Below are 11,616 nucleotides of genomic sequence, written 5' to 3' on the forward strand. Positions count from 1 at the left end.
ATAGGCTGCCGGCGCTGATGCCCACGGAACCGTGCTCGACCAGCGCCTTGTGCGTGACAATCCCGATGCCATCACCCAGGAGCTGGGTCGCAGGGGAAAAGCCGTCGACCTCACCCGCCTGCAGCTGATTGCCCAGCAACAACGCAGCCTGGAAGAGAAGCGAAGCAACCTCCAAGCCGAAGGCAATCGCATCGGCAAGGACGTTGGTCAACGGATCAAAGCCGGTGCTGATCCCAAGGGCGATGAGATCGCAGAGCTGCGCAAACAGGGCAATGCCATCAAACAAAAGGTTGCGGTCCTTGAAGACGAGGAGAAACAGCTCAACACGGAGCTGAAGGATCAGCTACTCCACTTCCCGAACCTTCCGTCTGCCGAATGTCCGGATGGCAAGGACGAATCGGACAACATCGAGGTGCGGCGATGGGGTCATCCCAGGCAGGACGACGGTCTCGAAGAGCATTGGCAGATCGCCGAACGGCTCAACCTCTTCGACACAGAACGCTCCGTTCGGATTGCCCAAAGTCGCTTCGTCACCCTGATCGGCCAAGGCGCTCGTCTGGAGCGGGGGCTGATCAACTTCATGCTGGATCTCCACACCAGCAAGGGATACAGGGAAGTTCTCCCCCCCGTTCTGGTCAACACAGCCAGCCTGACCGGATCCGGGCAGCTGCCGAAGTTCGCCGATGAGAGCTTTCGTTGCGCCGAGGACGACCTCTGGCTGACGCCAACGGCGGAAGTGCCCGTGACATCGCTGCATCGCGATGAAATCATCCCCGCCGACCAACTCCCCCTCCGCTACGCCGCGTACAGCCCCTGCTTCCGCCGGGAAGCGGGAAGCTATGGCCGTGACACCCGTGGCCTCATCCGTCTGCATCAGTTCAACAAGGTTGAGCTCTACTGGTTCACGCACCCGGATCACTCAGCGGAGGCCCATCAACAGATCACCGCGGATGCGGAGGCCGTGCTTCAGGCCCTTGAGCTGCCCTACCGGGTGCTGGATCTCTGCACCGGGGATCTGGGCTTTTCAGCACAGCGCACCTACGACCTTGAGGTCTGGCTGCCTGGCGCTGGGGCCTATCGCGAAATCTCAAGCTGCAGCGTCTGCGGTGACTTTCAAGCGCGTCGCTCCTCCATTCGCACCAAAGAAGGGAAAAACACCCGCCTGGTGCACACCTTGAACGGCAGCGGACTCGCTGTCGGTCGGACGATGGCGGCCGTACTGGAGAACGGTCAGCAAGCCGATGGCAGCATCCGCCTCCCTGAAGCACTGGTGCCCTACGTCGGCATGGAGCAGCTCAAGCCAGAATGAGCCGAAGTCTTTGATCGAATGCCCATGAATGTGTTTGCGGCCCTTGGGGTTCTGGCCTTGCTGATCGTGATCCACGAAGCGGGGCATTTCTTTGCCGCAACACTGCAGGGCATTCGGGTGAGCGGCTTCTCGATCGGCTTCGGTCCAGCGCTGATCAAACGTCAGCGACGGGGGGTGACCTATGCCCTTCGCCTGCTCCCCCTGGGCGGTTTTGTGGCCTTCCCCGATGACGACGAAGACTCGACGATTGCGAGTGATGATCCAGACCTGCTCAAGAACAGGCCGATTCATCAACGGGCTTTGGTGATCGCAGCGGGGGTCCTGGCCAACCTGTTGCTCGCCTTTGTCGTTCTGTTTGGACAGGCTGCTGTCGTGGGCCTGCCAGCCGATCCCGACCCCGGTGTCCTCGTGGTGGGAATTCAGCCCGGTGGTGCTGCAGAGCGCGCGGGCTTGCAGTCCGGAGATCTCATTCTCACCGTCAATGAAACAGCCCTGAAGGCTGGTCAGGCCGGCGTCCAGGAGATCGTTCGGTTGGTGAAAGCGGCACCAGCGCAAACCCTGGCGATCACCCGTGAGCGCAAGGGCCAGGCCGGTGGCATTGAGTTGACGCCCGACGACATGGCGGGGCAGGGGCGCATTGGAGCGCAACTGCAGACGAACCTCAACGGAGCCACCCGGCCCGTGAACGGTCCTGGCGAACTCATCGGTCACACGTCCACCCAGTTCGCCCGTCTTGTGCAACAAACCATCAGTGGATATGGCGGATTGATCACTGACTTCCAGACAACCGCCGGTCAAGTGAGCGGTCCCGTCAAGATTGTGGAGATGGGAGCGCAGCTCAGTGAGCAGGGAGGCTCCGGTCTTGTGCTGTTCATGGCACTCATCTCCGTGAACCTTGCGGTGCTGAATTCACTGCCCCTTCCACTGCTTGACGGAGGCCAGATGCTGCTGCTCTCGATTGAAGCCCTGCGCGGCCGCCCTGTCCCCGAACGGTTTCAACTGGCCTTCGCCCAGTCAGGTTTTCTGCTGCTGCTTGGGCTGACGGTGGTGCTGATCGTGCGCGACACCAGCCAACTCTCCGCCGTCCAGAACTTGATCAACCGTTGATGCCCTTCGGGGTCAGTCGACCTGTAAACTCCACTATTCGTCCATTCGTTTCTGAGAGCTGCATGGCCAAGAAGTCGATGATCGCCCGCGACGTGAAGCGCAAAAAAATGGTGGAGCGTTTTGCCGCCAAGCGCGCTGCACTGATGGAGGCGTTCAATGCAGCTGAGGATCCGATGGATCGTCTGGAGATTCACCGCAAGATCCAGGCTCTACCCCGCAACAGCGCCCCCAATCGCGTTCGTAACCGCTGCTGGGCCACCGGCAAGCCCCGTGGCGTCTACCGCGACTTCGGACTGTGCCGTAACCAGCTTCGCGAACGGGCCCACAAAGGTGAACTTCCCGGCGTAGTGAAGTCCAGCTGGTGATCCATCGGATTCGGTGGACCCACTGAAATCTGAGCACAAGACAAACAAAAGGGGGATTGGCCTAAAGCCGTCCCCTTTTTTGTTGTGAATGGAAGCGATGAAATGCAAAAATGGAATTGACAAAGGGACATAAACCGACGTGCAAGGACAAACCCAGTCGATTTCGTTTGATGGACGCGAAATTCGACTGACCACAGGGCGTTTCGCTCCCCAGGCGGGGGGATCCGTTCTGGTCGAATGCGGCGACACCGCTGTTCTGGTCACTGCGACACGCTCTTCCGGGCGAGAAGGAATTGATTTTCTGCCGCTGATCTGCGACTACGAAGAACGGCTGTATGCCGCAGGACGTATTCCAGGCAGTTACATGCGCCGGGAAAGTCGTCCCCCTGAGCGGGCCACCTTGACGGCGCGTCTGATCGACCGTCCGATGCGTCCCTTGTTCCCGAGCTGGCTTCGGGATGACCTCCAGGTTGTGGCCACATGCCTGTCCCTGGATGAGCGGGTTCCCGCCGACGTCCTGGCTGTCACAGGTGCATCCATTGCAACCCTGCTGGCCAAGATTCCGTTCAACGGACCGATGGCAGCGGTTCGGGTTGGCCTGCTGGGTGATGACTTTGTCTTGAACCCCAGCTACCGCGAAATTGAACGGGGCGATCTCGACCTCGTCGTTGCTGGCACCCCTGACGGTGTTGTCATGGTCGAAGCCGGTGCCAACCAGCTGCCCGAGCAGGATGTCATTGAAGCGATTGACTTCGGCTACGAAGCGATTTGCGAACTGATCAAAGCGCAGCAGAACCTGCTCAAGGATCTCGGCATCGAGCAAGTGAAGGTCGAAACCCCTGAGCTGGACAACACAGTTCCTGGCTTCCTCGACAAGAAATGCAGCAAGGCCATCGGTGGCGTGCTGAAGAAGTTCGAACAGACCAAGGAAGAGCGCGACAGCGCACTTGATGTCATCAAGTCAGAGGTCGCCGAAACCATCGCAGGGCTCAAGGATGACGATGCTGTGAAGCAGGCGGTGTCCGCCAACTCGAAGCTGCTCGGCAACAGCTTCAAGGCGCTCACCAAAACACTGATGCGCCAACAGATCCTTAAGGATGGCAAGCGGGTTGACGGCCGGGGACTGGATGAAGTGCGTCAGATCAGCGCCCTTGCTGGCGTCCTTCCCCGTCGCGTCCATGGCTCGGGACTCTTCCAGCGTGGGCTGACCCAAGTCCTGTCCACCGCAACCCTGGGCACCCCCAGCGATGCTCAGGAAATGGATGATCTCCATCCCAACACTGAGAAGCTGTACCTGCACCACTACAACTTCCCTCCCTATTCCGTCGGAGAAACCCGACCGATGCGCTCCCCAGGCCGTCGCGAAATCGGTCATGGTGCCTTGGCTGAACGGGCGATTCTCCCGGTGCTTCCGGCGAAAGACACCTTCCCGTATGTGGTGCGTGTCGTCAGCGAGGTGCTCAGCTCCAATGGCTCCACCTCCATGGGCTCAGTCTGCGGAAGCACCCTTTCGCTCATGGATGCCGGCGTTCCGCTGAAGGCTCCCGTGAGTGGTGCTGCGATGGGCCTGATCAAGGAAGGCGATGACGTCCGCATCCTCACGGATATCCAGGGCATCGAAGACTTCCTGGGCGATATGGACTTCAAGGTCGCTGGCAGTGAGAAAGGCATCACCGCCCTTCAGATGGACATGAAAATCACCGGTTTGTCGGTGAAAACCATCGCTGAAGCGGTCAATCAGGCCCGACCGGCCCGATTGCACATCCTCGAGAAGATGCTCGAAGCCATCGACACCCCGCGGGAAGGGCTCTCCCCCCATGCCCCTCGCCTGCTGAGCTTCCGAATCGACCCCGAGTTGATTGGCACCGTGATCGGCCCCGGCGGTCGCACGATCAAAGGGATCACGGAACGCACCAACACCAAAATCGATATCGAAGACAGCGGCATCGTCACCATCGCTTCCCACGATGGCGCCGCCGCTGAAGAAGCTCAGAAGATCATCGAAGGGCTGACCCGCAAGGTGAACGAGGGCGAAGTGTTTTCCGGTTCGATCACACGGATCATCCCGATCGGTGCGTTCGTCGAGATTCTTCCGGGCAAGGAAGGAATGATTCACATCTCCCAGCTCTCCGAAGCCCGGGTCGAGAAAGTCGAAGATGTGGTCAAAGTCGGAGACGAGGTCACCGTTCGTGTGCGCGAAATCGACAATCGCGGACGCATCAACCTCACCCTCCGCGGTGTCCCCCAAAGCGGCGATGCCACAGAGCCTGAGCCTCAGCCCACCCCCGTGGCACCGCTGACCTGATCAGACCTGGAAGCCGGGATCGATCTCGGCCATCGCCCGCGTCGCACGCTCACCCAGTGCGACGTGGGCTTTTCCATGGCTGGCAATCAGACAACCAGCCTGTCGCACATCGCCTGTGTTGTAGGTCAGGGCGCTGGAATCGGCGTGGGTGAAGCGTCCGCCGGCGGCCAGCAACACCGCTTCCGGCGCAGCCATGTCCCAGTCCTTGGGAGCACTACGGCCGGACAGAGACACATACAGATCGGTCTCGCCCCGCAGGATCGTGGCCACTTTGCAGCCCACACTTCCAACCGCTTTGGATCCCCCCAGACCCAGGGCCGTGATCAGTTGCTCCAAGCGATCATCGCGATGGCTGCGGCTCGCGACCAGGATCAGATCAGACAACTCGGTGCGCTCACTGAACCGCACCGGTGAACGCTGACCCTGACGGTCTTCGCACCAGGCTCCCTGCCCGACGACACCAAACCAGAGTTCATCCGCTTCCGGTAGGAGCACAACGCCCAGCACCGGACGTTGACCCCGCACCAGAGCCAAATGCACGGCGTATTCCCCTGTGCCCTGAAGAAAGTCCTTGGTGCCATCAAGCGGATCGAGAATCCAGAGCCATTCCGCTGGCAAAGCCTCCCCCTCGGTCAGCTGCTCCTTAGCGGTTTCCTCACTGAGCAAGGTCCAACCGGCATTCGGGAAGGCCGCCGACAAGCCGTCCAGCAGCCACTGGTTCACCGCGAGATCCGCGGCAGACACGGGCCCTTCACCACCATCGTCAACACTGAGCGCCTTCGGGAACCCGTGGGGGGGCTGCTCACCTCGGGCATAGGCCCGGAGGATATCCGCTGATCCCCAGCTAAGACGCCGCAGTTCAGCGAGCAGATCCTCCTGATCAACACCGGCGGGCAGAACATCTGAGCTGACCATGGGTCACCTGAAGGGGATGGCCATTGTGATGGAACGCCCGACATGGATCGCCTGAAGCCACAATCAAGGGAGTCCCACTGAGCCGGCACAGGTGTCTCCAAAGCAAGGCCAGGAACCCGTTGCCGGAACCCTGTATCTCGTGGGAACACCTATCGGTCATCTCGGGGACCTCTCACCCCGCGCCAAAGCCTTGCTCAGCACAGTCGATGTCATCGCCTGTGAAGACACACGCCACAGTGGACAACTGCTCAGCAGCCTGAACGCCCACGGCAAGCGCCTGTCGTTCCATCAGCACAACACCCGCACGCGCCTGCCACAACTGCTGGCGCTGCTGGCGGAGGATCAAAGCCTGGCGGTGATCAGCGATGCCGGCCTACCGGGCATCAGCGATCCAGGGGAAGAACTCGCTGCGGCGGCCCGCTCCGCCGGACATCCAGTCATCTGTGTGCCCGGGCCCTGTGCCGCCACCACCGCCCTGGTCAGCAGTGGCCTGCCAAGTGGTCGATTCTGTTTTGAAGGCTTTTTGCCAGCCAAGGGCCGGGATCGGAACACTCGCCTGAAGAGCATTGCCCAGGAGGCCAGAACCTCCGTGCTCTACGAGGGCCCCCATCGGCTGCTTCAACTGCTTGAGGAACTCGAGGCTTTATGTGGAGGGGATCGCGCCATTCAGGTCGCCCGCGAACTCACCAAACGGCATGAACAACAGATCGGCCCGGACATCGCGACGGCGATCCAGCATTTCAAGGCCCATCGCCCCCAGGGTGAATTCACCGTGGTTCTGGGTGGGGCTCCGCCTGCCCCATCGGAAGCACCATCGCAACAGGAACTGCTGAGCCTTCTGAAGGCACGCCTGAATGCGGGCAGCAGTGCAAGAGATGCCGCCAGAGATGTTGCCCAAGAAACAGGGCTCTCCAAACGTGAGCTCTATGGATTGCTGCACCAGCAGGGATCAGACTGAGAACAATCGGATTGCAATTGGGATGCTGCTGCGCCTCCGTCTTGTGCTGCTGAGCCTTGGCAGTGGTGTTGTCCTGCTGACGCTGCTCTGTCTGGGAGCTCAAAATCTCGACGACCGCCATCAACTGCAGCTAGGCACGATGCGCTCTGTCGCTTTACCCAGCGGGTTCCTGATCGGCGTATCGCTGGTGATCGGTGTGATCAGCGCAGGCAGCAGCGCCGCAGTCCTGATGCCCAATCAGGACGACTGATCGGAGTCGAGGGCGATCAAGGTGCCATCCAGGACCAAGCGGGTGATCCCCCGTGCAAGCAAGAAAGAACTGGTCCGAACAAAGACCTCCGTGTCAGGAACCTTGATCACCCGTTGATTGCGGTTGCACTGGCGCTTGGCCGCTCGAGGACTGGCATAGAGATACAACCCCTTGAGCTCCTGTTCAGCGGCGCTGAGTGATCCCATATCGGGAAACTCTCGTAGAGGGCGCGCATCCAGCTCGACGACTTTGTCGACCAGCATGTAGGCACTGGTCGGCAACACACTGACCGATAAAGGAATGGGGTTGGCCTCGGAATGGTCCCCCAGGCCCTGGTCCAACGTCAGAGGCACCAACTCGAGGAAAGGATCGGAGGCTGTCGCTACAGCATCGGGATCAACGGGTTCGATGTCCGCAGCGTCTTCGCTGTCTTCCTCATCCGCAGACTCACCGCCGAAATCCTCGGCATCTGCCAAGGCCAGACTGGATGGTGAATCGTCCGCGAGGGTGTCCTCATCGGAGGCATCCTCTGGATCACCGGCAGCCTGGATGGGCTCGGATTCGGGCGACGTGGTCACAGCAACGGGCATCCGCTGGCGACTGACTTTCAAAGCGGCGTAAGCCTCTGCTGGCAACAGAGCCTTCACTGTCCGGGTCACGGTGTTGGGGCTACAGCCGAAGGCGTCAGCCAACGCCGCCGTGCTCTCACCCGATTTGTAGCGACCAACAAGCTCTTGCTTGTCGTTGTCACTGAGACGACGCGGTGCCATCCCTTCGCTACCTCTGCACAGCTTTTAACCTTAGTGGCACCAGGCCACGGACCCCATTGCCATCCCCATTCAGCTGTCAAACTGCATGGGTCCTGCTCCCTTAGCTCAGCTGGATAGAGCAACTGCCTTCTAAGCAGTCGGTCGATGGTTCGAATCCATCAGGGGGCGTCACAAAAAACAAGTCTCTCACTGCCTTTCTCAGCGTTCTCAATAACTCTTGAGTTGGACCGCAGGTCCGTGGTGGATGCCGACCCCTTGTCTTCGGTGAGTTGGGAGTGAAGGAGGCCCGTTGCTGGCTGGCCTGCAGCAGGTATCTGATCAAGCTCGATGCCAAGCGTCTGGCCCGATCAGCAACCCGGTACGCCCAGGAGCTGCAGGTGGTGGCCCTGTTCAACAAGTGCCGGCGCTATGGCGTGGAGGGACCGCTGGCCCTGGAGGACCTAACCAACAGCAAGCTGCTCGGCTGGCGAGGCAACCCACATGAGCTGATCCAAGACCACACGGGTCAATGGCGCTGGGGCGATGGTGTGCCGCGGTGAGGGCTACGCCGATCTGTTCCGTGACATGGATCTGTTCAAGATCATTTAAGAGATTGATCGAGCCGAAGCAACTGCGACCCGGAAGGGGATAAGCCCGCTGAATAAATCGCTCAATTAGGGGTTGTTGCCGGAGGCCATTGAGTCCAGACTATGAGTAATTGATCTCACCCAATGCAAAAAGTCCCAGCTTTTTTTGACTGGCGGGGTGAGTTGTCGCGCTTGGAATATCTAAAATCCGTGATTTACAGGATGGCTTTCCTTGCTCTTTTCCTTTTATTCAGCAAGGGATTGCACTATATGTATGGCCTGGCATCCGAACTTGACCATAGCGACGCCCTTAATTTCGCCTTAAAAGCACACAATTCCGACGTCGTTGGTTTTGCCCTCTTTGTGCCTATTGATATCCGCAGGGCCCGTGACGCCGGCTTGAGCATACGCTTTGTCGCTCTTATATGGGCTTTAGCTCTTGTCCCATCTCCGCCAGATTTGGCAAACTCTTTAACAAAGGCATCCTACGGTTTGTTCATCTTTCTCCCTATGATTGCTTTATCTCTAATCTTATTCTTGAAGCAAGGCAGGGCATTCAGGGAGCGGAGCCATAGCACTCCTTAGGAGTGACCACAATGGAGTGATGCAGCAGGACTGTGGCAACTCAGAACGTTCGCCAACACCATGGATCAGCTGGCGATCATGTTCCGCACCGATGCGGTGGTGAAGTGCGGCATGACGGCCGGCCTGCTCGAGGAGGACTGAGAGCAACTGCCTCGGAGGCACTGGCTTCGCCAGTTGCAATTTGCAACTAAAAATGCAAGTTGAGGGGATTCTGAAAACCCAAAAGCGTTGCAGCAAAAGGAATCTTGGCCAAATGACCCACTGCCTTCTAAGCAGTCGGTCGATGGTTCGAATCCATCAGGGGGCGTGCATTTTTCCCAGACGGTCTGCGGCGATCAAGCGTCCTCAGACCCTTCACTGGAATGTCTCAGCCAACGTCAAGGCAACTGATGCACTGCAGCAGGAGAGTCTGCTGAGCAGGGACCGAGCCATGACGAACGCGATCAACGGGTTTTCCCACCAATCCACGTACGCATCTCAACCCAGACACCGATGGATGGCGGCGGTTGTCTGCACACTCATCGCACCCTGCATGATTGGCATCGCCATGAGCCAAAAACTGCATGATTGGCCCATCGACACCAGTAGTTTTCGGCTGTGGTGAATGCGGTTAGAGCCGCTTCAAACCAACCAAGCTCATTGAGCGGCCATTGAGCGGATCTTGTGCTTGATGCGAACAGTGGATGGCTGGAGCGCACAGGCCAAGGCATGGAAGGGTCGGTGAGATCCTTCGACCATCAGTGTTCCCATGGGTTCGGCGTGGGCGGTGTCGATTTTCATCGTTCTTTTGGAGAGTGAGGCATCCAAGGCCCCGTCACTGGGGACTGTGGTCGAACAACGCATCCAGGAACACCCCTTTTTGGTGACAACTCGATCTTGGTGACAACCTGATCAACGCCTGACCACCAAAAAGGTCTCACTCCAATCCAGAAAGGATCCGACTGAGACCTTGATTTCACTGAGTTGACGTGCCGAGGAAGCCGTTAGCGATCACTTCTTACGGCAGTATCCGGCACCGACATTCATCCAACCGCTGTCGCAAGCTTCGCCATTGGTGAGCTTCATCTCGTAATAAACCGGGGAAACGCAAGTTGTTTTCAACGTATTCACATACCCCAGAGGGCATTGATCGTGACCCTGAGCCTTGGGAATTCGCTTCTGAGCGAGAGATTCAGCAGGGAGCAACAACATCAGAACGCCAAGACCGAGCAGGGCTTTAGTCATTGCAATCAAAACTTTCAAGCAAAATTTTATACGCCTTGTGGGCAAAATTCAAGCTCGAATGATCCAGAAAGGATCCAAACCCTCAAGCAAGAAACTCACGCACCTGCTCCTGAAGTCCATTCAGGCGTTGACGATTCACGCCAAAGTCACTTTCCCCGAGCCGCGACTCAGAGCGGAGCTCCACAGCACCCGAACGCCGATCGAGGGCAAGCTCCACGTCATCGGCAAAGCCAAAGACGACACTGGTTGCCACCACATGAACGTAGGTCTCTGTTGCACTGAGACGCTGCGTCCTGGGCATGGCATCAAGGCTCTGCCGCAATGCAATGAACAGCCCCACAGGATCTGCACTCGTCAGCCTCAGCTGTGCACAGTGCTGCGGCTGCGCACAGGCTCGCAAATGCCCCTGATCCACTCCGAGATCCTGTGGAATCGGACCGGCGAAATGGAACACCATCAACCACGCCAGGACAGAAGAAAGCAGGGACGCCAACATCAGAACCACTCGCGCGCCAAAGCCAAGCGTTGCTTCAGCTCCTGCTCAGAAGCACGCTGAAGGATCGAGATTTCAATCCTCAGCAGGGTTTGCACGATATTTCCACCGTATTTGGCTTGACCCCGAAAACGGCGGTAGGCGTCCAGGAGCAGGACCCTGGATTCTTCGAAAGAAATCCAAGAGTGCGCCGAGCACAAACTCCTGACGCAGTCGTCCAGATTTAATCTCATCTTAAGACCTTTAGCAGGTCGTCGCTCCGCTGCAAGAGTGACCTGTGGAACGTCTGTGCCCTGCTCTGATGGCTTATGAATCACCCCCAGCAGAGACGCGTCGCTGTGACAGCTGTGGACACACACGGTCTCTCAATTTTTTTGGGCTAGACAGCCAGGAATGCCGCGCCTGTGAACAACGGCGGCGTCCGATCGCGGACGACAACACCGAGACAGTGACGCGTCCTTAAGGCAGTTCAAAGGGCTGAGCCACGGCATGCTCAGCGATCGTCAAGCCGGCCGTGCCGACCAGGAAAGCCACGCGAACACCGTCGACAAGAACGTCAGTTCCACGGCGACCGGCGGCGAACTCAACCCTGAGCAAATCCTGATCAAATACGAGCAGATCCGACTGAGCCGCAAAATCGAGAATGGTGACAAACGATCCAGTTTCAGCAGATACCCAGAATAGATCGCGTCCTGGCCCTCCCCTGAGACGATCCGGCCCCGATGCACCGGCATACAGAACGTCATCGCCGCGGCGCCCCTTCAGCAGA

At 58.7% G+C, this 11,616-nt stretch carries 13 protein-coding genes and 1 tRNA gene; 8 read left to right on the top strand and 6 right to left on the bottom strand.

The window, feature by feature from the left end:
- Window positions 1-31 precede the first annotated feature (31 nt).
- From serS to ACGVKB_RS01910, 4 genes are all read left to right on the top strand, one after another.
- The gene (serS, locus tag ACGVKB_RS01895) at window positions 32-1,309 is read left to right on the top strand and encodes a serine--tRNA ligase (protein ID WP_392349566.1); all 1,278 of its coding nucleotides are present in this window, start codon (window positions 32-34) and stop codon (window positions 1,307-1,309) included.
- 24 nt (window positions 1,310-1,333) lie between these two features.
- The gene (gene rseP / locus ACGVKB_RS01900; RefSeq protein ID WP_392349567.1) at window positions 1,334-2,416 is read left to right on the top strand and encodes an RIP metalloprotease RseP; all 1,083 of its coding nucleotides are present in this window, start codon (window positions 1,334-1,336) and stop codon (window positions 2,414-2,416) included.
- Window positions 2,417-2,478: 62 nt separating this feature from the next.
- A complete protein-coding gene (rpsN, locus tag ACGVKB_RS01905) occupies window positions 2,479-2,781 on the top strand; it encodes a 30S ribosomal protein S14 (RefSeq protein ID WP_392349568.1) in 303 nt (100 codons plus the stop codon).
- Window positions 2,782-2,920: 139 nt separating this feature from the next.
- A complete protein-coding gene (locus ACGVKB_RS01910; RefSeq protein ID WP_392349569.1) occupies window positions 2,921-5,086 on the top strand; it encodes a polyribonucleotide nucleotidyltransferase in 2,166 nt (721 codons plus the stop codon).
- Here the strand turns inward: ACGVKB_RS01910 and ACGVKB_RS01915 are convergent, their stop codons facing one another.
- Window positions 5,087-6,001, bottom strand: coding sequence for a 3'(2'),5'-bisphosphate nucleotidase CysQ (locus tag ACGVKB_RS01915; RefSeq protein WP_392349570.1), 915 nt, complete (start codon window positions 5,999-6,001; stop codon window positions 5,087-5,089). It lies immediately after the preceding gene.
- 91 nt (window positions 6,002-6,092) lie between these two features.
- Here ACGVKB_RS01915 and rsmI point away from each other — a divergent pair, with 91 nt between their 5' ends.
- Entirely contained in the window at window positions 6,093-6,959 is an 867-nt protein-coding gene (gene rsmI, locus ACGVKB_RS01920) for a 16S rRNA (cytidine(1402)-2'-O)-methyltransferase (RefSeq protein WP_392349571.1), read from the top strand.
- A gap of 22 nt (window positions 6,960-6,981) precedes the next feature.
- Window positions 6,982-7,209, top strand: coding sequence for a hypothetical protein (locus ACGVKB_RS01925; RefSeq protein WP_392349572.1), 228 nt, complete (start codon window positions 6,982-6,984; stop codon window positions 7,207-7,209).
- Here ACGVKB_RS01925 and ACGVKB_RS01930 read toward each other — a convergent pair.
- Window positions 7,197-7,979 (bottom strand): helix-turn-helix domain-containing protein, encoded by a 783-nt coding sequence (locus ACGVKB_RS01930; protein ID WP_392349573.1) that lies wholly within the window; start codon window positions 7,977-7,979, stop codon window positions 7,197-7,199. The two genes, ACGVKB_RS01925 and ACGVKB_RS01930, sit on opposite strands and share 13 nt — an antisense overlap.
- Window positions 7,980-8,073: 94 nt before the next feature.
- On the opposite strand from ACGVKB_RS01930, the gene ACGVKB_RS01935 reads away from it, so the two are divergent.
- A tRNA-Arg gene (locus ACGVKB_RS01935) sits at window positions 8,074-8,147 on the top strand.
- Window positions 8,148-8,254: 107 nt separating this feature from the next.
- On the top strand, window positions 8,255-8,518 hold the full coding sequence (locus tag ACGVKB_RS01940) for a hypothetical protein (protein ID WP_392349574.1): 264 nt from the start codon (window positions 8,255-8,257) through the stop codon (window positions 8,516-8,518).
- Window positions 8,519-9,766: 1,248 nt separating this feature from the next.
- Here ACGVKB_RS01940 and ACGVKB_RS01945 read toward each other — a convergent pair.
- The 4 genes from ACGVKB_RS01945 to ACGVKB_RS01960 form a co-directional block, all read right to left on the bottom strand.
- Window positions 9,767-9,910, bottom strand: coding sequence for a hypothetical protein (locus ACGVKB_RS01945; protein WP_392349575.1), 144 nt, complete (start codon window positions 9,908-9,910; stop codon window positions 9,767-9,769).
- Window positions 9,911-10,120: 210 nt separating this feature from the next.
- Complete coding sequence (locus tag ACGVKB_RS01950) at window positions 10,121-10,354, bottom strand: hypothetical protein (protein WP_392349576.1); 234 nt, start codon at window positions 10,352-10,354, stop codon at window positions 10,121-10,123.
- A gap of 82 nt (window positions 10,355-10,436) precedes the next feature.
- Complete coding sequence (locus ACGVKB_RS01955) at window positions 10,437-10,850, bottom strand: DUF1499 domain-containing protein (protein WP_392349577.1); 414 nt, start codon at window positions 10,848-10,850, stop codon at window positions 10,437-10,439.
- A 456-nt stretch (window positions 10,851-11,306) separates the two neighbouring features.
- Window positions 11,307-11,616 (bottom strand): hypothetical protein (locus tag ACGVKB_RS01960; RefSeq protein ID WP_392349578.1); only part of this gene is annotated, 310 nt, incomplete at its 5' end.

The organism is Parasynechococcus sp. (assembly GCF_042954325.1).
Taxonomy (GTDB): domain Bacteria; phylum Cyanobacteriota; class Cyanobacteriia; order PCC-6307; family Cyanobiaceae; genus Parasynechococcus.